Source organism: Nocardioides luteus (assembly GCF_000960475.2).
Taxonomy (GTDB): Bacteria; Actinomycetota; Actinomycetes; order Propionibacteriales; family Nocardioidaceae; genus Nocardioides; species Nocardioides luteus_A.
In genome coordinates this window covers 24,344-45,334 of the sequence record NZ_JZDQ02000032.1, presented here as the reverse complement: position 1 = coordinate 45,334, position 20,991 = coordinate 24,344, and the positions used below count along the sequence as shown (strand labels likewise).

Here is a 20,991-nt window from a genome sequence, read left to right as displayed (position 1 = left end):
CCGCCGGGGTAGTCCGGTAGCGAACTGCCTATTACTCGCCAGTAAATGGGCAGTTCGCTCCCGGACTACCCCTTCGCTACCCCTTCAGCCCAACCGACCTCAGCTCCAGCTCCGCGAGCTTCCCCAGGACGGCAGCGTCCCCGTCGCGCCAGGCCTGCGCCGGGTTGTCGCTGATCTTGACGAGCTTGTGCAGGGGCTGGGTCGAGATCGCCCTCAGGGCGAGCAGGTCGGCGCCGGTGCCCGCCTCCAGGAACCGCTGGGTCGAGGTCGCGGTGCGGATGAACCGCCACCGCAGTGGGACGTAGACCATCAGCCACATCAGCACCGGGACGACCACGACCCCGACGGCCAGCCAGATCGCGATGGTGGAGACGGCCTCGACCTGGGCCTCCCCCGCCGCGCGGAGCTGGTCGGCTGCCTTCGCGGCGCCCTCGAACGGGGCCGCGATGCCGTCCTTGACCAGCGGCAGATCGTCGACCTTGCCGGCGGCCTCGAGCAGCTTGGCGGAGAGCGAGGTGCCGGCGTCGTCCATCTTCTCGCCGGGCACGGCGAGTGCCGAGACGATCTCGTGGACGAACTTCCCGACGAAGATCCATCCGGCGACCCAGGCCACCGTCAGCAGGTCGGCGAAGAGCTGGGCAACCCGGCGCGCGGGGATGTCGGCGTACAGCTTCATGCGGATGATCCTCCCGGTCGGTGACGAACAGAACGGTGACGACTCGCGAAGGAGGCCGCAACTGCGAAGCCCGACCGCCGCACCCGGCTGTCATGATGGTCCGGTGAGCCAGATCGCGCGGGCCCCCGGTGACACCCTCGTTCACCTGCGGGCGGCCCGTGACCACATCGACCGCTCCTACGGCGACCCGCTCACCCTGGAGCAGCTCGCGGCGGTGGCGAGCCTGAGCCGGTTCCACTTCCAGCGTCTCTTCAAGGCGACCTATGGGCGTACGCCGGCCGCCTATCTGTGCGAGCGGCGCATCGAGCGGGCCCAAGATCTCCTGCGTGCCACCAATCTGACGGTGACCGAGGTCTGCCACGCGGTCGGTTTCTCCAGCCTGGGCTCGTTCTCCAGCCGCTTCCGCGAGATCGTCGGCGAGACGCCGACCGACTTCCAGGCACGTTATGCCGACGGAGCGCCACGGATCCCCGGCTGCTGGGTCTTCATGCTCGGGCTCACCGAACGTCGCTGACGCTGCGCGCTCCGCAACTCAGGAGAAGCGGCCGGGGTGCACCCCGGCCTAGCGTTGCTCCCATGATCACCAACGTCTCCCTCGTCAGCGTCTGGGTCAAGGACCTCGACGACTCCCTCGCGTTCTACACCGAGGTTCTCGGTTTCTCGGTCGGCGACGACGTACGCCTCGGTGACGACTTCCGCTGGCTGACCGTCTTCCACCCCTCCCAGCCGGAGCTTCACCTGCACCTGACCACGCCCGGCAAGCCGCTCTCGGACGACCTGATCGCCGCGATGAGACGCGCCCAGGACGAGGGTGGCCTGCCCGGCGTCGGCCTCCACGTCGACGACTGCCGCAAGACCTACGAGGACCTCGTCGCGAAGGGCGTCGAGTTCATCCAGGAGCCGGCAGAGCGACCGTACGGCGTCGAGGCGCTCATGCGCGACAACTCCGGCAACTGGCTGGTGCTGGTCGAGCCCCGCGACTTCAAGCCGGAGGACATGGAAGGGTTCGAGTACGAGTGACGCCGGGCGCCGCGGTCAGACCCGGCGGTAGAGCAGGTCGGTGATGACCCGGTCCTTGGCCAGACCCTTGCGCTCGAACTTGGTCACCGGGCGCTCGTCCCAGCGGTCGACCACCCCGCCGCTCAGCAGCGGCTCGGCGTCGAGGACCTCGACCATCTGCTCGGCGTACGCGACCCAGTCGGTCGCCAACCGCCAGGTCCCGCCGGGGGCGAGCCGCTCCGCGATCATCCGTGCGTTGGTCGTGGTGACCAGGCGCCGCTTGTGGTGGCGGGTCTTGTGCCACGGGTCGGGGAAGAACGTCCAGATCTCGCTGACCGACTCCGGCGCGACGATGTTCTCGAGCATCCAGAGGGCGTCCACGCTGCAGAAGCGCACGTTCGTCGCACCCGCGGTGCCCACCCGGCCGAGGCTCTCGGCGACACCGGGCCGCCACACCTCCAGCGCCAGGATGTTCGCGTCGGGACGGTTGGCCGCCAGCACCGCGGTCGCCTCTCCCACGCCGCCGCCGATGTCGACGATCAGCGGACCCTTGCGACCGAACCAGCTCTCCAGCGAGAAGCCCGGCTCGTCGACCGCCTCGTCCGGGATCACCCACTCGGCGGCGTACGCGTCCCAGGCCTTCTGCTGCTTGGTGTCCAGGCGGCTGCCTCGACGGGTGTAGGTGAGGACCTCTCTCACCGTGCGGCCGTCATCGAGCAGCTTCTGGTGGGGTCTTGCGGGGCGGACTGGGTGGTTTGGCTCTGTCATCTCTTCTTGCCTTGATCTGGTGCCCGCGCCGACGCGGCGCAATCCGGTCCTCGCTTCGCTCCGGTCCGTTTGCGCCGAGTCAGCGCTCGTTCGATCGCTTGACCACAGCAAAGGACCCCCTTCGCCTTGCGGCTCCGGGGGCCCTTCACTGTGGATCAGACGATCACTTGATGATCTTGGTGACGCGACCCGCGCCGACGGTGCGACCGCCCTCACGGATAGCGAACTTCAGACCCTCGTCCATCGCGATGGGCTGGATGAGCTCGACCGACATCTCGGTGTTGTCACCCGGCATGACCATCTCGGTGCCCTCCGGGAGGGTCACAACGCCGGTCACGTCCGTGGTCCGGAAGTAGAACTGCGGACGGTAGTTGTTGAAGAACGGGGTGTGACGGCCACCCTCCTCCTTCGAGAGGATGTAGACAGAGCCCTCGAAGTTGGTGTGCGGGGTGGTGGTGCCCGGCTTGATGACAACCATGCCGCGCTCGACGTCCTCGCGCTTGGTGCCACGGAGGAGCAGACCGACGTTCTCACCGGCCTGGCCCTCGTCGAGCAGCTTGCGGAACATCTCGACACCGGTGACGGTGGTCTTCTGAGAGGTCTCGCGGATGCCGACGATCTCGACCTCCTCGCCGACCTTGACGACGCCGCGCTCGATACGACCGGTGATGACGGTGCCACGACCGGTGATCGTGAAGACGTCCTCAACGGGCATCAGGAACGGCTTGTCGGTCTCACGAGCCGGGGTCGGGATGTAGTCGTCGACGGCCTGCATGAGCTCGGCAACCGAGTCCATCCACTTCTGCTCGCCCTGGAGGGCGGGGAAAGCGGCAACGCGCACGACCGGGATGTCGTCACCCGGGAACTCGTACTCGCTGAGGAGCTCGCGCACCTCCATCTCGACGAGCTCGATGAGCTCCTCGTCGTCGACCATGTCGCACTTGTTGAGCGCGACGACGATCGACGGCACGCCGACCTGGCGGGCCAGGAGCACGTGCTCCTTGGTCTGCGGCATCGGGCCGTCGGTGGCGGCGACCACGAGGATCGCGCCGTCCATCTGCGCGGCACCGGTGATCATGTTCTTGATGTAGTCCGCGTGACCCGGGCAGTCGACGTGGGCGTAGTGACGCGACTCGGTCTGGTACTCGATGTGCGCGATCGAGATCGTGATCCCGCGCTGGCGCTCCTCGGGAGCCTTGTCGATGTCCTCGAACGCGAACTCCGGGTTCAGGTCCGGGTACTTCGCGTGCAGCACCTTCGAGATCGCCGCGGTAAGAGTGGTCTTACCGTGGTCGATGTGACCGATGGTACCGATGTTGACGTGCGGCTTGGTCCGCTCGAACTTCGCCTTAGCCACTGTGGGCTCCTCCTGGTGTGATTTTCTTACTGACTCGTACTGAGTGGTGTTGCTGCCGAAGTCCCTGGACGGGTGACCCGAAGGTCACTCGCCACGGGCCTTCTTGATGATCTCGTCGGCGACGTTCGTGGGAACCTCGGCGTACGAGTCGAACTCCATCGAGTACGACGCCTGACCACTGGTCTTGGACCGGAGGTCACCGACGTACCCGAACATCTCGGACAGCGGGACGAGAGCCTGGACGACCATGTCGCCGTGACGCTCCTCCTGCGAAGACACCTGGCCGCGACGGGAGTTGATGTCACCGATAACGGTGCCGAGGAACGACTCGGGGGTCGTGACCTCGACGGCGAACATCGGCTCCAGCAGGACGGCCTTCGCCATGCGGGCGGCCTCCTTGAAGGCCTGGTTGCCGGCGATCTTGAAGGCGAGCTCGGAGGAGTCGACGTCGTGGTAGGCGCCGTCCTCGAGCGAGACCTTCACATCGACCATGGGGAAGCCGGCGAGAATACCGAACTCCATGGCGTCCTGAGCACCCTGGTCGACCGAAGGGATGTATTCCTTCGGGACGCGACCACCGGTGACGTTGTTGACGAACTCGTAGCCAGCGCCCTGGCCGGTCTCCTCGTCGATGTTGGGCTCGACGGAGATGACGACCTTCGCGAACTGACCCGAACCACCGGTCTGCTTCTTGTGGGTGTAGCTGTGGTTCTCGACCTTCTTGCGAAGCGTCTCGCGGTAGGCGACCTGCGGCTTGCCGACGGTGGCCTCGACCTTGAACTCGCGCTTCATCCGGTCGACGAAGACCTCGAGGTGGAGCTCGCCCATACCAGCGATGATGGTCTGGCCGGTCTGCTCGTCGGTCTTGACCGTGAAGGTCGGGTCCTCCTCGGTGAGGCGCTGAATCGCCGTACCGAGCTTCTGCTGGTCACCCTTGGTCTTCGGCTCGATGGCGACCTCGATCACGGGGGCCGGGAAGCTCATCGACTCGAGGACGACCGGGTTGGCCGGGTCGCACAGGGTGTGACCGGTCTTGGTGTCCTTCAGACCCATGACGGCCACGATCTGGCCGGCGCCCACCGAGTTGATCTCCTCACGCTTGTTCGCGTGCATCTGGTAGATCTTGCCAATGCGCTCCTTGCGGCCGTTGATCGGGTTGACCACGGTCGCACCCGCCTCGACCTTGCCGGAGTAGACGCGCAGGTAGAACAGCTTGCCCAGGTGCGGGTCGGAGGCGATCTTGAAGACCAGACCGGAGAACGGCTCGTCCTCGGAAGGCTTGCGGGAGACCTCGACCTCCTCGTCCTTGACGTCGTGGCCGATGATCGACTCGACATCGATGGGCGAGGGCAGGTAGTCGACGATCGCGTCGAGCAGGGGCTGGACGCCCTTGTTCTTGAACGCGGTGCCGGTGAGGATCGGGTTGAGCTTGTCGGCGAGGGTCGCGCGACGGATGGCGGCCTTCAGGGTGGGAACGTCGAAGACGTCGCCCTCCTCGAGGTAGACCTCCATGATGTCGTCGTCGGCCTCGGCGAGGGTCTCGACGAGCTTCTCGCGCCACTCGGCGGCCTTGTCGGCCATGTCAGCGGGGATGGACTCGATGACGTAGTCCTCGCCCTGCTGGGTCTCGCCGCGCCAGACCTTGGCGTTCATCTCGATCAGGTCGACGACGCCGATGAAGTCGGACTCGGCACCGATCGGCAGCTGCAGCACCAGCGGGGTGGCGTGGAGCTTGTCGACGATCGAGTCGACGACCATGTAGAAGTCGGCACCGGTGCGGTCGAGCTTGTTGACGAAGCACATCCGCGGGACGGAGTACTTGTTCGCCTGACGCCACACGGTCTGCGACTGCGGCTCGACACCGGCGACACCGTCGAAGACGGCGACAGCACCGTCCAGGACGCGCAGCGAGCGCTCCACCTCGACGGTGAAGTCGACGTGCCCCGGGGTGTCGATGATGTTGATCTGGTGGTCCTTCCACCAGCAGGTCGTCGCGGCAGACGTGATCGTGATGCCGCGCTCCTGCTCCTGCTCCATCCAGTCCATCGTGGCTGCGCCCTCGTGGACCTCACCGATCTTGTAGGAGATACCGGTGTAGAACAGGATGCGCTCGGTGGTGGTGGTCTTACCGGCATCGATGTGCGCCATGATGCCGATGTTGCGGACCACATTGAGGTCCGTGGTGATGTCGACGGCCACTGTCTTCAGCGTTCCTTAAAGAGATTGTCTTCGGTCTGGACGGGCGGGGTGCCCGCCTTGATGTGCAGGCACCCCGCCGTACGTCACCAGCGGTAGTGCGCGAAGGCCTTGTTGGACTCGGCCATCTTGTGGGTGTCCTCGCGCTTCTTCACAGCGGCGCCGAGGCCGTTGCTCGCGTCGAGGATCTCGTTCATCAGGCGCTCGGCCATCGTCTTCTCACGACGGTCCTGGGCGTAGCCGACGAGCCAGCGCAGCGCGAGCGTGGTGCCACGCGTGCCCTTGACCTCGACCGGAACCTGGTAGGTCGCGCCACCGACGCGGCGGGACTTGACCTCGATGGCCGGCTTCACGTTGTCCATGGCGCGCTTGAGCGTCACCACGGGGTCGGTGCCGGTCTTCTCGCGGCAACCCTCGAGGGCGGTGTAGACGATGCGCTGCGCGACCTGCTTCTTGCCGTCCTGGAGGACCTTGCTGACGAGCTGGGTTACGAGCTGCGAGCCGTAGACGGGGTCGACGACGAGCGGACGCTTGGGAGCGGGACCCTTACGAGGCATCTCACTTCTCCTTCTTGGCGCCGTAGCGGCTCCGGGCCTGCTTGCGGTTCTTCACGCCCTGGGTGTCGAGCGAGCCGCGAATGATCTTGTAACGAACACCGGGGAGGTCCTTCACACGACCGCCGCGGACGAGCACGATGGAGTGCTCCTGAAGGTTGTGGCCCACACCCGGGATGTAAGCGGTGACCTCGACGCCGGAGGAGAGGCGCACACGGGCGACCTTCCGGAGGGCGGAGTTCGGCTTCTTCGGGGTGGTGGTGTAGACGCGCGTGCAGACGCCACGGCGCTGCGGCGATCCCTTGAGGGCAGGCGTCTTCGACTTCGTCGCCTTGTCCTCGCGGCCCTTGCGGACCAGCTGGTTGATGGTGGGCACCTCGGTGGTTCCCCTTCTTTTCTGCTCTCACAACACGGCGCTCTGCCGCGAAGGATCCAATGTTGTGCGTCCAGGTGGTGCGATACCAACTGGTCCCGCCTCGCCCCCGAGGTCGGGCGTGTCGCCCTTACCTCAACGCACACGTTGCGGATCTTTCGAACCGAATCCCCGTACTGAGGGCGCCGAACCCGGGTCCGAGACCCTTTTCTCGAACTTGTTCCGGGCACGCGCGACGGCCTGGTTGTCCCAGACACGCTTCAGAGGCTACCCGGCGGCTTGAGAGGGGGTCAAAACGGCCCGGATACCACCTCGGAGCGCTGCTAGGAGCAGCACCCCCGCAAGCGTACCGAAGAGGACAAGAGCGCCACACGCGTACAGGGTCGTGCGGGCGCCGAAGTGCTCGCCGATGAGGCCGATGAGCGGGGCGCCCAGCGGGGTGCCGCCCATCAGGACGGTCATGTAGATCGCCATCACCCGGCCCCGGAACTCCGGAGCCGCCTCGGTCTGCATGGTGGCGTTGCACGTGTTCAGCGTGGTGATCGTGAAGAAGCCGAGGATCGGGCAGACCAGGGCGAAGAGAGCGTACGTCGGCATCAGCCCGGACACGATGATGGACAGCCCGAACCCGGTCGCCGCCACCACGATCAGCCTGAGCGGGATCCGGGTGCGGCGGGCGCCGAGCAGGGCGCCGGAGAGCGAGCCGATCGCGAGGACGGTGCCGAGCAGGCCGTACTCGCTGGCGCCCTTGCCGAACTCCTCGGTCGCCATCAGCGCCGAGGTGATCGGGAAGTTCGCACCGAACGTGCCGACGAAGAAGACGATGACGAGGACCATCAGCATCTTGGGCTGCGTACGGATGTAGCCGATGCCCTCACGCAGCATCCCGCGCCGCCGGGCGGCCGGCTCCGGCGAGTGCAGCTCGGCGGTGTTCATCCGCTGCAGCTGACCGATCACGGCGAGGTAGGAGACCGCGTTGACGAGGATGACCCACCCGGTCGCCTCGGGGCCGCTGCCCAGCCAGCCGATGAGGACACCGGCCAGCGCCGGGCCGACCAGGCGGGCGAGGTTGAAGGAGGCGGAGTTGAGACCGACGGCGTTGGTCAGGTCGTCGGGGTGGACCATCTCCGAGACGAACGACTGGCGGCCGGGCCCGTCGAAGGCTGCGCCCGTGCCGAAGAGGAAGGCGATCACGTAGACCATCCAGACCTCGGCGTGGCCGCTGACCGCGAGCACGCCGAGGAGCAGCGACATCAGGGCCATCCAGCCCTGGGCCGCCTGCAGCAGGCGGCGCTTCGGGAAGCGGTCGGCGATGACGCCGGCGTAGGGGCTGAGCAGGAGGATGGGCAGGAACTGCAGGCCGGTGGTGACACCGAGTGCCGCTCCCCCGCCGCCCAGGCTCAGGACCAGCCAGTCCTGGGCGATGCGTTGCATCCAGGTGCCGACGTTGGAGACGACACTGCCGGCTAGGTAGAGGCGGTAGTTGTGGCTGCGAAGGGAACGGAACGTGGGACTCAACTGGTGGCTATTCTCTCCATGATCGAAGCGGCTGTGCGGAGGGCGGCGAGCTCGTCCGCATCGAGGTCGACGAGCTGCTGGGCCAGCCAGGCATCCCGGCTGAGCCGGTCCTTGCGTACGGTCCGGCGGCCCTTGTCGGTGATCGAGACCAGCACCTGGCGGCGGTCGGTCTCGCCCTGGCGGCGGACGACGTAGCCACCCTCCTCGAGGAAGTTGACCATCCTGGTCATGCTCGGCGGCTGGACGCGCTCGCGTCCGGCGAGGGCGCCGAGGGTCATCTCGTCGCATGCGTACAACGCCCCGAGCACCGCCATCGACCCCAGGGAGAGGTCGTTGTCGGGGTGGCGCTCGTTGGCCAGGCGGCGGCGCATCCGCATGACAGAGGTGCGCAGCAACGAGGCGACCTCGGGGATGTCGGAGGCCGCGTCGGGCGCGGATACGGGCTGTGCGGTAGGCATGTCGGTAAGCATAACTGCTTACCGGCGCTAACTATTCCGGAAAGAGGCGGCGCCCCGTCGAGGGCGCCGTCACGCAGGTCAGGACATCGCCGCGAGCATCAGGATGTCGTCGCGGCTGTAGGTGCGACCGGGGTGAGCCTCGGCGAGGTGCTCTTGCACCTGCTCGACCAGCTCGTCGTCGGTCTCGGTGCGGAAGTTGGTGCCGCAGGGGCAGCGGAGCGAAGCCATCAGGACCTCCAGGTCGTCGAGTCGTACGCAGGGGCTCAGCGTCTCCAGACTAGCCCCCGATAGATTGGGGGCCATGAGTGACCAGTACCGGGATGACGACTACTCCGGCAGCTACCCGGAGCAGCAGTACGACGGGTACGAGGGTGACTACTACCCCGCGGACGGCGGCTACACGCAGGACTACGGCTATGACGAGCCGCCCGTCGAGGAGCCGCCCGTGGCCCGCCCCGAGCCGAAGATCGAGCTCGTCGACGAGGACGGCATCCGCGCCTTCGAGCTCAGCACCCTCGGCTGGCTGGTCGGGTTCGTGGCCCTGCTCCCCTTCTGGGGCCTGCTCAACGACCGAGGCTGGACGTGGTGGATCTGGACCTGCTTGGCCGCCTTCGGCATCGGCGCCATCGGGATCGAGCTGACCCGCCGCCGCAAGGCCCGCCGGCTCCACGCCGAGGGCCTCGACTAGCTGGTGCCAGCGCGGTCGGTCAGAAGGTCTCGGCGTCGTCGCTGAGCGTGTCGAAGACCGGCTCCGGCAGCGGCTGCGGCTCGTGCTTCTTCGCCAGCCGGACCTCGGAGTGCGCACCGCACCCGTGGTTGAGACTGACCACCTTGCCGTCGTCGTTGGCGTCGCCGTTGGCGCAGACACCGAAGCTCGAGGCCAGGTGACCGGTCAGCCGGACCAGGAAGCCGCAGCTGTGGCACTGGTCGGGGGCGGCCTGCGCGAGCGGCGCGTCGGGGCCGCCGTCACCGGCGTACCAACGCTCGGCGGCGGCGTCGAAGCCGGTGGTGGACAGGGTCCGGACACGGCCGAGGCCGAGATCCTTGGCGACCTCGCGCACCTGCGCCTTCTCGTCGGCGTCGAGCGGGTCGTCACCGAAGGCGTACGTCGGGACCAGGCGTTCGTCGTCGTCCTCGACCGGGAGCAGGTCACCGGGTGAGAGGTCGCCGGGCTTGATCCGGTCGCGGTAGGGCACCCAGGCGGGCGCGACGATCGCCGCGTCGCCGGGAACGAGGACGACCTCGTTGACGGTCACCGGGGCATCCACACCGAAACCGGGTCCGTCGAGCGTGGGCACGGTGACGAGCGTGACCGACCAGTGCCACCCGACGTAGCCCTTGCGGGTGCAGGCGAACAGGTGGGTCACGACGCCCGGACCGGCACTCTTCTCGACCACATGGCCGAGGTGTTCTCCGACGTCAGCGGCTGGCACGTCGGACAGGAGCGCGGCGCGGGCCTCGTCGACGGCAGCGACGGCCGTCGCATCGGCGTACGGGGTCGTGATCACGGACCACATCTTCGCCCACAGGCGCCTCAGGTGCCACTTCGGGGTCACCTTGCGCCACCACAACCTGAACTTCAGCACAACGCGTGATCCTCCCAGACGTACGCCTCTACTGCACAGTCACGGCACCCCTTGAAACGCTGACACCCGCCGGAGCTCGGCTCCGGCGGGTGTCGGCGTCTGCACGGCTACTGGAGCGCGCGCGTGGAAACCATGGAGAGGACGTACTCGACGAGCGAGATCAGCGTCGCCTTGGTCGACTGGCGGTCCCGGGCGTCACAGGTGACGATCGGGATGTCCGGGCGCAGAGCCAGGGCCTCGCGGATCTGCTCCGGCTTGTAGGCCTGGTTGGCGCCGAAGACGTTGTGAGCCACGACGAACGGCACGTTGCGGGACTCGAAGTAGTCGATCGCACCGAAGGAGTCGGCGAGACGACGGGTGTCGATGAGCACCACAGCGCCGATGGCACCCTGGGTCAGGTCGTCCCACATGAACCAGAAGCGGTTCTGACCCGGCGTCCCGAACAGGTAGAGGATCAGGTCGGAGTCGAGGGAGACTCGACCGAAGTCCATCGCGACCGTGGTCGTCTTCTTGTTGGGGACTGCGGAGAGGTCGTCGACGCCGGCGGTCGCCTGCGTCATCACGGCCTCGGTCGTCAGGGGGACGATCTCCGAGACGGAGCCCACGAAGGTCGTCTTACCAACGCCGAACCCGCCGGCGATGACGATCTTCGCAGACATCGTCGCCTGCTTGGAGTCGGTGGTCACTGCATTACTCCTGTCAAAGCTTCCTCAGGCCGGACAGCACGCGCTCGAGGAGAGCGGTGTCCGGGGCGTCCGGGACCTTGCTGGCGTGCACCTGCACCACGCCGCGCTCCGCAAGGTCACCGATCAGGACTCGGGCAACACCCAGGGGCACCCGGATGAGCGCCGCAACCTCGGCGACGGAGCGGCTCTCGCGGCAGAGCTCCGCGATCGTCCGCTCCTCTGGCGACCGGACGTAGCCGTCGATCACGTAGCGGTCGGTGATCACCAGGGCTTCCATCGGGAAGACGCGCTTGGGTTGCGTGCGGCCACGAGTCAGGGCGTACGGCCTGACAAGCGGCGGCGGTTCGGAGGCGTGGTTGCTCACGATCTCGGTCCTAAGCTCGGGCGCGCATCAGGCGCCGGTTCTGGTATCGGGGGTGAGGGCGGTGGCAACACGCGAGATCAACAGCTGCATCTGGTAGCCAACCTGTCCCAGATCGCAGTCGGGGCGGCGAGGGCAGCGAGGCTGGAGCCCTCACCAACCGCCATGAGGACCAGATAGCCACCGTCCATCTCGATGACCATCTGCTGGACATTACCCGCGGCGAAGCACCGAGCGGCTCCCTGGGTAAGACTGGTGAGACCGGAGGCGATCGCCGAGAGCTGGTCGGCCCGGTCCGGGGGGAAGTCGACGGAGCTGGCCATCGGCATGCCATCAGCCGACACCAAGATCGCGTGAGCGATGTCAGGGGTGCGCTGGGTCAGGCTGTCGACGAGCCAGTCCAGTCCTGCGGGGGCCGTTGTCACTGCTGCTCCTCACCTTCGGGGTTGCTTTCCGCCTCAGCGGGATTGTTGCGGGCGCGGCTGACGCCCTTCTGGAAGCTGGACATGCCACGGGTGCGGCGCGCGTCCATGTTACGCGGACCTGATGACGGTGGTGTGACCGATGGGGCAGCTCCTGGGATCAGGTTCTGACCCGGGACGCGAACAGGGAGTCCACCCTGGGTGACCGTCGCGGGCTCCATCTCCTGCAGCTGCTCCAGCTCCTGCGCCCGGCGCCAGCCCTCATCACCCGGCGAGGACCAGCTCACCGGCATCGGCTCGTCTTCCCGGGCGGCCGACTCGTCGGCGGAGTCGCCCGCGGGGGCGGACGCCGCGCCGGCGCTGCCGGGCTGGGGCGCCGCACCGGTCTTGGCGGCCGGACCGGCGATCGGGTCGCTGAGCGGGTCACCCTTGGCCTCCATCGCCCGGCGAGCACCGAGCGGGCGACGACGGGTGAACCACTCCGACTGGAGATCGTCGAAGATCGAGCTGCCCTCGTCATCGAGGATCGGGACCTCGGTGGTCGAGTCGAGCGGGTTCGGCGAGTTGGTCGGCTCCGGAGCCAGCGGGCCCATCGCGCCCGGCGCGATCGCGTCACCAGCGGGACCGAACGGGTCGTCGTCGGGGCCGAAGCCCGGCGGAGGCGTACGCGGCGTGGTGCGCTCGGCGGGGCGCTCGAAGGTGCGGAAGGTGCCGGTGTCGGTGCCGAACGGGCTGCCGCCCTGGGCACCCGGATCGCGACGCGGCAGGTCACCGGCGTCGGTGCTCGGGTCGAAGCGACCGTCCGGGAACCGCGCGGCCAGGTCCTCGGCCTTGCGAACCGGCAGCATGTTGGACAGGAAGCTCTGCTGCTGGCCGCTGGGGCTCTGCGGAGCGGGCGGCTGGTTGGCGCCGTAAGGATCACCGAACGGGTCGCCACCGAACTGGGGCTGGCTGCCGCTGAACTGCTGCGGCTGCGCCGGGAAGCTGCCCGTGCGCGCGGTCGGCTCCTCGAAGCCCGGGTCACCCGGCATCGGCGGAACGCCACCGTAGGCGGGCTGCTGGCCCGTCTGCGGCCCGGTCTGACCGAAGCCGTTGTGCTGGCCCGACTGACCGTTGGCACCCTGCTGCGGGAAGACCGACGAACCGTTGTTGGACAGGTTGGGGTGGTTGGAGGCACCGGGCGTACGGCTCGGCAGCGCCGGGGGTGCCGCGGCGGAAGCCGCGGGTGCCTCGGGGGCCGGCAGGGCACCGACCGGCACGTCGTAGGGGTTGCCACCGGCGTACGGCTGGGCGTCGTAGGCGGGCATCCCGTACTGCATCTCGTAGGGGAGCTCGCCGGTGACCGGGTAGGCGCCGGTCTGCTGGCCGTAGCCACCCTGCTGGAAGGCGTAGGCGTCGAAGCCCTGCTGCTGGCCGGACGGGGTCTCGGCGTGAGCGCCCACGATCGTGGTCACCGGCATCTCGACGCGCGCGACCACACCGCGGGGGCGGTTGGGAACGAGCTCGATGTAGAGACCGTGACGCGCCGCCAGGCGCGCGACCACGACCAGACCCATCATCCGGGCGACGTCGGCGTCGAGGCCGGTCGCACGGCGCAGCTTCATGTTGGCCGCGTCGAGCTCCTCCGGCGTCATGCCGATACCGAGGTCCTCGATCTCGACCAGCAGCGGCGCGGCGGGGCCGGCGCGGAAGGTGCGGATCGTGACCGCGGTGTCCGGCGGGGAGAAGTTGGTGGCGTTCTCGATCAGCTCCGCGAGCAGGTGCACGAGGTCACCCGCGATCGCGCCCTCGAACTCGGCGTTCTCCTCGGAGTCGATGTCGACCCGGGCGAACTGCTCGATCTCGGAGGCCGCGGCACGGAGCACGTCGAGGACCGGCACCGGGCCACGGGCCGCGTGGCCGATCTCGCCGCCGGCGAGAACCAGCAGCGACTCGTCGTTGCGGCGCATTCGGGTGGCGAGGTGGTCCAGGCGGAACAGGTTCGCGAGGTCGTCCGGGTCCTGCTCGTTGGCCTCGAGCTGGTCGATGAGCTGGAGCTGACGCTCGACCAGGCTCTGCGAACGGCGGGAGAGGTTCATGAACATCTTGTCGACGTTCGTACGCAGCTCGGCCTGCTCGCCGGCCAGTCGGATCGCCTCGACGTGAACCGCGTCGAACGCGTCCGCGACGTCACCGATCTCGTCACGGCGCGCGATGTCCAGAGGCTCCACGTGCGTATCGACCGGGCCCTCGGCCTGGTTCATGTAGGCGACTCGCTCGGGCAGGTCGTGGTTGGCCAGGTTGTAGGCCAGACGACGCAGCTGGCTCAGCGGCGACAGGATCGAGCGGGCCGCGACCAGACCGACCGCGAGGGCGAAGATCAGGACGCCCAGGACGAGGAGGCCGATGATGATGGCGTCGCGGGTCGCGTCGTCCTTGATCTGCTCGACGTCGTCGCTGATCTCCTGTGCGGTCGCGACGATCATCTTCTGCAGGCCACGGATGAACTCCGTGCTGGCGCCGGTGTACTGGTCCGGGGTCATCTTGATCCGGTCCATGCTGCCGCTGGAGATGACCTGGTTGACGACCCGGTGGGCGGGAGCCCCGATCGAGCCGTCGGTGGTGGTCTCGTTGGTCAGCTCGTCGAGCATCTGGCGGATCTCGTCGGACGTCTTGAGGTAGTAGTCCGAGGTGGACAGGCGCCACTTGGCCTCGGCGCGAGCGAGCTCGGCGAACTGCTCGTCGGTGAGGACGTCGGGGTTGACCTCGCCCTTCTTCTCGGCCGCCGCCTTCTTGCTCAGCGCCTCCATCATGATCACGCGCTCGGTGCCCATGGCCTCCGAGGCGGGACGCACGTTGCTGATCGCGGCGATCTTGGAGAAGACCTCGTCGTTCTCCAGGGTCGGCATCTGCGCCGAGATCCCGAAGAGGTTGTTCATCACGGTCGTGTAGGCCAGCTGGGCCTCGACCTGGGTGTCCCGCTCCTGGATCTGCGCACGCAGGTCGTCGATGCCGTTCAGCGCCTGCTGGATCTCGACGATGCTGTTCTCGAGGTCCTTGTCGTCGCCGGCGTCGATCTCCTTCGCCTTGGCACTCCAGGCCTCGATCGACTCGTCGGTCGTCTGCTGCAGCGGCCGCATGACGACCTCGGGCACGCCCGCGAGCGCACCGTCACGCTCGAACAGGATGTTGATCGCGAGGTTGTAGGTGTCAGGCAGCGCCTGGGCGACGGTCTCGGCCTGGCGTGCTTCCGCCTGGGCTGAGAGGGCGCGCGAAATGCTCAACCCGCCGAACACCATCGCCGCGATGGTCGGGATGAGCAGCACGAAGATGAGGCGCGCTCGAATTCCCTGCCAGGGCTTACGTTCCGGACGGTGGGTTGTGCTTGCGTATGGCTCGGCCATTACTCCCTCTCGTGGCCATGTCACATCATTCCCGAGAGGCGTGCACCGTCTGTGGCACACACCCCAGTCCCCCGCCGCGAAGTCTGCTGGCACCCGGGCGTACCTGTCTGCAGTCTTTGGCGACGCAAACTTACGTCATAAGTGGTCTCGATTACCAATGGTGTACGAAATCATTTGCAAATCTATGGAGGGGTAGGCGGGAGTATATGCCCCACCCGCAGGAGGCACGAGGCGCCGAGCCGACCGTGGACGTCGGTCGGGGTCTGCCGGAGCCCGACGATGCCCGGGGAGGGGAATACCTCACGCATCGCTCGGCGCTGAGGACTAGGCTCTCCGGAGTCGGCCGTCACAGTCGCCGGACGACGTACGTTTGAAGCGCTGATGCGCGAGGAAGGGGCAAGCTGCCGTGCCTACTGGCAAGGTCAAGTGGTTCGACGCCACCAAGGGCTTCGGATTTCTGTCGCAGGACGACGGTCCGGACGTGTACGTCCACGCCGACGCGCTCCCCGAGGGCGCTGCCAAGACCTTGAAGGCCGGCACCCGGGTGGAGTTCGGGATCGCCCAGGGGCGCCGCGGCGAGCAGGCGCTCTCGGTGACCGTCCTCGAGCGCTCCCCCTCCGTCTCCGGGCGCCAGCGCGCCGCCAAGCGCCGCAAGCCCGAGGAGATGGAGCTGATCGTCGAGAACGTGATCAAGCTCCTCGACGACATCCGTGACGGCTACGCCCAGGGCCGCCCGCCCACGCGCGAGCTGGCCAAGAAGGTCTCCCCCGCGCTGCGCCAGATCGCCGACGAGTTCGAGCTCTAGATCCTCTAGATCCAGCTGAGGTCGGGGATCAGGGTCTGCACGCCGACCACCAGGCCGGCGACGTTGACGGCCAGCAGCACGAGGATCCAGAGCACCGACGGGATGCCGGTCAGACCGGCGAGCTGGTCGGGGTCGGAGCCGCGGCGGCCGCGCTCGCCGCGGCCGAGCAGCTCCAGGAGCGGCCGCGGTGAGGCGAGCAGGAGCAGCCAGGTCACCAGGGTGGCCGCGGTGGTCTGGATGCGGTCGTCGGCGTACCAGCTGATCGCACCCAGCGCCGCGCCGAGCACCAGCAGGACGACGAGACCGTAGCCGTTGCGTACCCACACCAGCAGCACCAGCATCGCCGCCACCAGGAGCCACAGCAGCCCCAGGGCGTGCCCGGCGGCGAGCATCGTCGCGCTGAGCAGTCCGAGGAGAGCCGGGGCGAGATAGCCGGCGGCGAGCATCGCCACCATCCCCGGCCCGGACGGCTTGCCGCGGGAGAGGGTGACGCCCGAGGTGTCGGAGTGGAGCTTGATCCCGGACAGGCGCCTTCCCACCAGGACCGCGACGACCGCGTGCCCGGCCTCGTGGACGACGGTCACGCCGAGACGTACGGTGCGCCAGGACGTACGCCACACCACGAGCGCGAGGGCGACGAATCCGGCGCCGATCAGCCACGGTGCGTCAGGGACGGTCTGGGTCGCGGTGATCGTGTCCCAGAACTCCCTCACCTCGCGGCCTTCGGGACCTGGTTCATCGATCCGGAGCGGAAGCCCCGTGGGTCGATCTCCGCGGCGGGGAATCCTGCGTCTGTCACGGTCCTGAGCACCTCGTCAGCCTGATGGGGGTCGAGAGGCAGGAGGGTAGCGGACAGCTCCACGGTGGCCTTCTCCCCGTGGTCGCGCACGCGCAGATCCACCCGGGCCGCGTCGTGGCCGCGCGCGGCCAGGACGCGGCGTACGCCTTGCTCTGCACGCTCCACGCGCGCGAGCCGGCGCGGAGTGACCTCGAGGCCGTAGGCGATCCGGCTGGAGAGACAGGCCGCGGCCGGCTTGTCCCAGGTCGGCAGGCCCCAGCGGCGCGAGGCCTCGCGGATCTGGGCCTTGGTCAGGCCGGCGTCCTTGAGCGGGGTGATCGCGCCACGCTCGGCGGCCGCGCGGATGCCGGGCCGAAGGCCGTTGAGCCCCTCGATCGCGTCGTCGGCGTTGGTGCCGGTGGCCACATGGGCCAAGCCGAGCTCGCGGGCCAGCGGGGTGAGGGTGTCGAGCAGCTCCGCCTTGCAGAAGAAGCACCGGTCGGTGCCGTTGGCCCGGTAGCCCTCCCGCTCCATCTCGTGGGTCTGCGGGGTGATGAGGCGTACGCCCAGGCTCCTGGCGAAGTCGGCGGCCGGGTCCCTCTCGGCGATCGGGAGGCTGTGTGAGTAGCCGGTCGCGGCGGCGACGTTGTCGCTGGTCAGAGCCTTGGTCGCGGCCGCCAGGAGGAAGGCGCTGTCGGCGCCGCCGGAGAAGGCGACCAGCACGCTCCCCCGAGTCCTGAGATCCGCTTCGAGAGCGTTGAGCCGTTGGTCGAGGTCGGACACGCCACGACCCTATCCGCGCGCTCCACGCGCGGCGGCCGATCGGCGAAGGATCACCAGGACGACCGCGAGGACGACGATGAGCAGCGCGAGGACACCCAGCACGGCGAACGTGAGGACGAAACCGACCAGCGCGGCGCGTACGGCGTCATCACGGGCGGCGCGCTGGTCCTCCAGGATGTCCTGGGCGGAGGCGACGAGCACCTCCTGCAGGCCGCGCATGAAGTCGGTGCTGGAGGCGGTGTAGGACTCCAGGGTCGCCGCGCTACGGCCGGCGATGACGTCGTTGACCGCCTGATGGGCGGTCACGCCGGTCGCGCCCTTCGTCGCCGTGCCGTTGGTGAGGCTGTCGAGCGCCTGACGCTGGTCCGAGGCGGACTTCTCGTAGAAGGCGGCCAGCGAGCGCCGCCAGCGGGCCTCGGCCTCGGTGAGCGCGGCTCTCTCCTCGTCGCTGATCGGCTTGGTGCCGGACGACGGCGAGTGGGTCAGCGCCGCGATCATGATCGTGCGCTCCTGCCCCAGCGACTCCCACGCCTCGGGCATGTGACCGATCGCCTCGATCGAGGCCGCCGTCCGGCCGTCGCCCGCGTTCGGCAGGTCGTCGGCGATGCCGAACAGGTCGTTCGTCAGGGTCGTGTAGTGCTTCGAGCCCGTGGCGGGATCGTCCTGTGCCTGCGTACGCAGCTCGTCGATGTCGCCGAGACGCTGGGTGATCCGGGTGAGCGTCGCGTCGAGATCCTTGTCGCTGTGGCCCATCTCCTGAGCTCGGGTCCGCCAGGCCCGCGCCGACTCGTCCGTGGCCTGCTGCAGCGGCCGGAGCACGACCGGAGGTACGCCGGCGACCACCGCATCGCGTTCGACGGAAAGGTTGACCGCGAGGTTGACGGTGTCCGGTAGGGCCTCGGCGAATGCTTCGGCCTGCCGGGCGCTCTCCGCCTCGGCCGACGCCCGAAAGACGCCGAGCCCGCCGACGACACAGACCACGACCGCGGCGATCACGGCCAGGATCAGGGTGATCACGATCGCCCGGGGGCTCTTCGCGCCAGGTCGCTGCGTCGGGGTTGTCAGTGCGGTGGTCATGGCACCTCCGGAGCCGGCTGAGTGACGAAACGTTAAGGCAGGAGCGACGCCGCGCGCCCCCGAATTCTGGATAGCGCCGGACCTCGGCCGTCGTCTGGATAGGGTCGGGGCATGGGGGCAGAGGTGGACGCGTCGGCGCGGTCTGGCCGGCGGCCGAAGGGGTTTCTGGGGTCGCTCGTCGAGATCGTGATCATCGCGGTGACAGCGATCCTGCTCGCGGTCGTGATCAAGACATTTCTGGCCCAGGCGTTCTACATCCCCTCCGAGTCGATGCGGCCCGGGCTGGAGGTCAACGACCGGGTGCTGGTGGAGAAGCCGTCCTACTGGATGGGCGGTACGCCCGAGCGCGGTGACGTCGTCGTCTTCGCCGATCCCGGCGACTGGCTCTCCGCCGACGAGGTCCCTCCGGCGCCCACCGGCTTCAGGGCCGTGCTCGCCAAGGTCGGGCTCTACCCGACCGGCGACCACCTGGTGAAGCGGGTCATCGGCGTCGCCGGCGACACCGTGGAGTGCTGCGAGTCGGGTCATGTCGTCGTCAACGGCACCCCGTTGGACGAGTCCGCCTTCATCGCCTCCAGCGATACCTGCGACGGCCCGATGACGCAGGACAACGGCTCCTATGTCGAGGGCGGGTGCCGGGGCTGGAAGGCCGTCGTCCCCGAGGGCCGGATCTTCGTGATGGGCGACAACCGCGCCAACTCGGCCGACTCGTCGTTCCACCTGTGCAGCCCCGAGCGTCAGGAGTCGGGCGACAAGGCCTGCTCGAGCGCCTTCGTACCCGTCTCCGACGTCGTCGGCCGCGTCGCCGTCGTCTTCTGGCCCACCGACCGCTTCGGCTTCGAGCACCGACCCGAGACCTTCGAGGCCATCGACTGACCCGCTCGCCGAGGCGTCACGCGCGTCGGGCGAGCCGTCACGTACGTCGGCCGAGATGGCACTGCTGTGCCACCTCGGCCGACCGGGCTGACGCCTCGGCGGTCAGGCCTCGCGGACCACATCCATGGTGCGGTCGCCGAACTTGACCTTGTCGCCGTCGATGAGAGCCGCGGGGCGGCGGGCACCGAGGGCTCGGGCGGCGCCCTGACGGATCAAGGTGGTGCCGTTGGTGGAGCCGCGGTCCATGACCACGAGAGTGCCGTCGGCAGCGACCTGGAACTGGGCGTGGGTCTTGGACAGGGACATGTCGCTCGAGGAGAGCGCCACCCGGTGCGAGACCTCCTCGCCCGGACGCGGCTCGGGGCCGCGACCGACGATGGCGAGACCCTCGACCACGAAGCTCTGACCGGTGTCGAAGGTGACCCGCCAACGAGCCGTTGCCGCGGGCTGCGGCGCGGGCACCGGAGGTACCGGCGGGGCGGGCTGAGCCGTCGGCGGCACGGCCGGAGGGGCCGGGGGCACCGGAGGAGCCGGCGGAGCGGGAGTCGGCGGAGCCTGACGAGCGACCGGCACACCGACCTGGGTCGCGGCTGCCTGAGCCTCTGCCACGGCCTGAGCCGCGGCCGCCTGGGCAGCAGGGCTCTGGGTCGGGGCAGCGGGAGTCTGCGGCCGCTCGGCGCGCTCCGGCGTCGCCTCGGCCTGCTTCAGGCGCATCGTGGTCAGGTTGACGATGCGGCGCGGCGCCGGCGCCTCTTCCTCGGCCTCGACGACCGCCGGAGGACGTACGTCGACCACGACCGAGCCGGCACGCCGGTCATGCCATCCCTGGCGACGGCCACGGCCGTCCATGGCGGCGACCCAGGCGAAGGTGGCGGCGCCGATGCCGAGCGTCGGGATCGTGCAGAGACCGAGGAGGGCCTGGCGTACGAACGCCTTGCCGACGCCGATGGGGCGGCCCGCGGATCCGGAGTCATCGCTGACCACGCGGAGCCCGAGGGCCATCTTCCCCGGGGTCTTGCCACCGGAGCCGGTGAGAATGGTGCCGACCAGCCAGACCACCAGCACCACACCGGCGACCAGACCGATCCCGGGCAGCGGGTTTCCGTTGCGGAAGAAGATCAGCCAGGCGGCGAATCCCGCCACGGCGAAGATCGCCCAGGCGATCACCCGGTCGATGGCGAACGCGTAGAACCGGCGGTCCGGCTCCGCGATCGCAGCCTCGACGGCTGGCGCCTGGAGGCCGGCCACGCTCATGCCGCCGCCTCCGTAGGAAGAAGCAAAGAATACGGAGGCGACGACCTGAGGCCCATTGCCGCTCGCTGGCGCTCGCTCATG

Annotated in this window: 23 protein-coding genes; 5 read left to right on the top strand and 18 right to left on the bottom strand. The window is 68.5% G+C overall.

The window, feature by feature from the left end; translation table 11 throughout:
• Positions 1-76: 76 nt before the first annotated feature.
• Positions 77-676 carry a hypothetical protein gene (locus UG56_RS20655; protein WP_045550894.1) on the bottom strand — a complete coding sequence of 200 codons (600 nt, stop codon included), beginning with the start codon at positions 674-676 and terminating at the stop codon, positions 77-79.
• Between the two features lie 103 nt (positions 677-779).
• Here UG56_RS20655 and UG56_RS20650 point away from each other — a divergent pair, with 103 nt between their 5' ends.
• Both UG56_RS20650 and UG56_RS20645 read left to right on the top strand, forming a co-directional pair.
• Positions 780-1,190 (top strand): helix-turn-helix transcriptional regulator, encoded by a 411-nt coding sequence (locus tag UG56_RS20650; RefSeq protein WP_045550895.1) that lies wholly within the window; start codon positions 780-782, stop codon positions 1,188-1,190.
• A gap of 62 nt (positions 1,191-1,252) precedes the next feature.
• On the top strand, positions 1,253-1,696 hold the full coding sequence (locus tag UG56_RS20645; protein WP_045550896.1) for a VOC family protein: 444 nt from the start codon (positions 1,253-1,255) through the stop codon (positions 1,694-1,696).
• 15 nt (positions 1,697-1,711) lie between these two features.
• Here the strand turns inward: UG56_RS20645 and trmB are convergent, their stop codons facing one another.
• The 8 genes from trmB to UG56_RS20605 form a co-directional block, all read right to left on the bottom strand.
• Positions 1,712-2,443, bottom strand: a complete 732-nt coding sequence (gene trmB / locus UG56_RS20640; protein ID WP_052694014.1) for a tRNA (guanosine(46)-N7)-methyltransferase TrmB — start codon at positions 2,441-2,443, stop codon at positions 1,712-1,714.
• Positions 2,444-2,606: 163 nt separating this feature from the next.
• Positions 2,607-3,800 (bottom strand): elongation factor Tu, encoded by a 1,194-nt coding sequence (gene tuf, locus UG56_RS20635; RefSeq protein WP_045550897.1) that lies wholly within the window; start codon positions 3,798-3,800, stop codon positions 2,607-2,609.
• 84 nt (positions 3,801-3,884) lie between these two features.
• A complete protein-coding gene (gene fusA / locus UG56_RS20630; RefSeq protein WP_045550898.1) occupies positions 3,885-5,999 on the bottom strand; it encodes an elongation factor G in 2,115 nt (704 codons plus the stop codon).
• 83 nt (positions 6,000-6,082) lie between these two features.
• Entirely contained in the window at positions 6,083-6,553 is a 471-nt protein-coding gene (gene rpsG, locus UG56_RS20625) for a 30S ribosomal protein S7 (protein ID WP_008360967.1), read from the bottom strand.
• 1 nt (position 6,554) lies between these two features.
• On the bottom strand, positions 6,555-6,926 hold the full coding sequence (rpsL, locus tag UG56_RS20620; protein ID WP_008360965.1) for a 30S ribosomal protein S12: 372 nt from the start codon (positions 6,924-6,926) through the stop codon (positions 6,555-6,557).
• Positions 6,927-7,190: 264 nt separating this feature from the next.
• On the bottom strand, positions 7,191-8,441 hold the full coding sequence (locus UG56_RS20615) for an MFS transporter (RefSeq protein WP_045550899.1): 1,251 nt from the start codon (positions 8,439-8,441) through the stop codon (positions 7,191-7,193).
• Positions 8,438-8,899: a MarR family winged helix-turn-helix transcriptional regulator gene (locus tag UG56_RS20610; protein ID WP_256206799.1), complete on the bottom strand. Its 462-nt coding sequence runs from the start codon at positions 8,897-8,899 to the stop codon at positions 8,438-8,440. The genes UG56_RS20615 and UG56_RS20610 overlap by 4 nt, the downstream gene beginning before the upstream one ends.
• Before the next feature lie 78 nt (positions 8,900-8,977).
• Positions 8,978-9,127: a DUF1059 domain-containing protein gene (locus UG56_RS20605; protein ID WP_008360959.1), complete on the bottom strand. Its 150-nt coding sequence runs from the start codon at positions 9,125-9,127 to the stop codon at positions 8,978-8,980.
• 73 nt (positions 9,128-9,200) lie between these two features.
• Between UG56_RS20605 and UG56_RS27630 the strand changes: the two genes are divergently transcribed.
• Complete coding sequence (locus tag UG56_RS27630; protein ID WP_084101365.1) at positions 9,201-9,587, top strand: DUF2530 domain-containing protein; 387 nt, start codon at positions 9,201-9,203, stop codon at positions 9,585-9,587.
• Positions 9,588-9,606: 19 nt separating this feature from the next.
• On the opposite strand, the gene UG56_RS20595 is transcribed toward UG56_RS27630, so the two are convergent.
• From UG56_RS20595 to UG56_RS20575, 5 genes are all read right to left on the bottom strand, one after another.
• Positions 9,607-10,416, bottom strand: a complete 810-nt coding sequence (locus UG56_RS20595) for a DUF3027 domain-containing protein (RefSeq protein WP_045550903.1) — start codon at positions 10,414-10,416, stop codon at positions 9,607-9,609.
• 176 nt (positions 10,417-10,592) lie between these two features.
• Positions 10,593-11,171: a GTP-binding protein gene (locus tag UG56_RS20590; RefSeq protein WP_008360949.1), complete on the bottom strand. Its 579-nt coding sequence runs from the start codon at positions 11,169-11,171 to the stop codon at positions 10,593-10,595.
• A 13-nt stretch (positions 11,172-11,184) separates the two neighbouring features.
• Entirely contained in the window at positions 11,185-11,535 is a 351-nt protein-coding gene (locus UG56_RS20585) for a DUF742 domain-containing protein (protein WP_008360948.1), read from the bottom strand.
• Positions 11,536-11,612: 77 nt separating this feature from the next.
• Positions 11,613-11,957 carry a roadblock/LC7 domain-containing protein gene (locus UG56_RS20580; protein WP_256206798.1) on the bottom strand — a complete coding sequence of 115 codons (345 nt, stop codon included), beginning with the start codon at positions 11,955-11,957 and terminating at the stop codon, positions 11,613-11,615.
• Entirely contained in the window at positions 11,954-15,259 is a 3,306-nt protein-coding gene (locus UG56_RS20575) for a HAMP domain-containing sensor histidine kinase (RefSeq protein ID WP_071327227.1), read from the bottom strand. The genes UG56_RS20580 and UG56_RS20575 overlap by 4 nt, the downstream gene beginning before the upstream one ends.
• Positions 15,260-15,743: 484 nt before the next feature.
• Here UG56_RS20575 and UG56_RS20570 point away from each other — a divergent pair, with 484 nt between their 5' ends.
• Positions 15,744-16,142, top strand: coding sequence for a cold-shock protein (locus UG56_RS20570; RefSeq protein WP_008360941.1), 399 nt, complete (start codon positions 15,744-15,746; stop codon positions 16,140-16,142).
• Between the two features lie 5 nt (positions 16,143-16,147).
• Here the strand turns inward: UG56_RS20570 and UG56_RS20565 are convergent, their stop codons facing one another.
• Genes UG56_RS20565 through UG56_RS20555 form a run of 3 tightly spaced genes read right to left on the bottom strand, consistent with a single transcriptional unit; the run spans position 16,148 to position 18,780 of the window.
• Positions 16,148-16,855 (bottom strand): M50 family metallopeptidase, encoded by a 708-nt coding sequence (locus UG56_RS20565; RefSeq protein WP_045551352.1) that lies wholly within the window; start codon positions 16,853-16,855, stop codon positions 16,148-16,150.
• Positions 16,852-17,703, bottom strand: coding sequence for an ExsB family transcriptional regulator (locus UG56_RS20560; protein ID WP_045551353.1), 852 nt, complete (start codon positions 17,701-17,703; stop codon positions 16,852-16,854). Before UG56_RS20560 ends, UG56_RS20565 begins: the two co-directional genes overlap by 4 nt.
• Before the next feature lie 9 nt (positions 17,704-17,712).
• Entirely contained in the window at positions 17,713-18,780 is a 1,068-nt protein-coding gene (locus UG56_RS20555; RefSeq protein ID WP_045551354.1) for a nitrate- and nitrite sensing domain-containing protein, read from the bottom strand.
• 111 nt (positions 18,781-18,891) lie between these two features.
• Here UG56_RS20555 and lepB point away from each other — a divergent pair, with 111 nt between their 5' ends.
• Positions 18,892-19,656 (top strand): signal peptidase I, encoded by a 765-nt coding sequence (gene lepB, locus UG56_RS20550; RefSeq protein WP_045551355.1) that lies wholly within the window; start codon positions 18,892-18,894, stop codon positions 19,654-19,656.
• Between the two features lie 102 nt (positions 19,657-19,758).
• Here lepB and UG56_RS29055 read toward each other — a convergent pair whose 3' ends face one another.
• On the bottom strand, positions 19,759-20,910 hold the full coding sequence (locus tag UG56_RS29055; RefSeq protein WP_045551356.1) for an RDD family protein: 1,152 nt from the start codon (positions 20,908-20,910) through the stop codon (positions 19,759-19,761).
• Between the last annotated feature and the right edge of the window lie 81 nt (positions 20,911-20,991).

Coding starts and splice junctions, on each gene's coding strand:
- UG56_RS20655 (WP_045550894.1), bottom strand. CDS start 676: ATGAAGCTGTACGCCGACATCCCCGCGCGCCGGGTTGCCCAGCTCTTC.
- UG56_RS20645 (WP_045550896.1), top strand. CDS start 1,253: ATGATCACCAACGTCTCCCTCGTCAGCGTCTGGGTCAAGGACCTCGAC.
- trmB (WP_052694014.1), bottom strand. CDS start 2,443: ATGACAGAGCCAAACCACCCAGTCCGCCCCGCAAGACCCCACCAGAAG.
- rpsG (WP_008360967.1), bottom strand. CDS start 6,553: ATGCCTCGTAAGGGTCCCGCTCCCAAGCGTCCGCTCGTCGTCGACCCC.
- UG56_RS20610 (WP_256206799.1), bottom strand. CDS start 8,899: ATGCCTACCGCACAGCCCGTATCCGCGCCCGACGCGGCCTCCGACATC.
- UG56_RS20605 (WP_008360959.1), bottom strand. CDS start 9,127: ATGGCTTCGCTCCGCTGCCCCTGCGGCACCAACTTCCGCACCGAGACC.
- UG56_RS27630 (WP_084101365.1), top strand. CDS start 9,201: ATGAGTGACCAGTACCGGGATGACGACTACTCCGGCAGCTACCCGGAG.
- UG56_RS20595 (WP_045550903.1), bottom strand. CDS start 10,416: ATGTGGTCCGTGATCACGACCCCGTACGCCGATGCGACGGCCGTCGCT.
- UG56_RS20555 (WP_045551354.1), bottom strand. CDS start 18,780: ATGACCACCGCACTGACAACCCCGACGCAGCGACCTGGCGCGAAGAGC.
- lepB (WP_045551355.1), top strand. CDS start 18,892: ATGGGGGCAGAGGTGGACGCGTCGGCGCGGTCTGGCCGGCGGCCGAAG.
- UG56_RS29055 (WP_045551356.1), bottom strand. CDS start 20,910: ATGAGCGTGGCCGGCCTCCAGGCGCCAGCCGTCGAGGCTGCGATCGCG.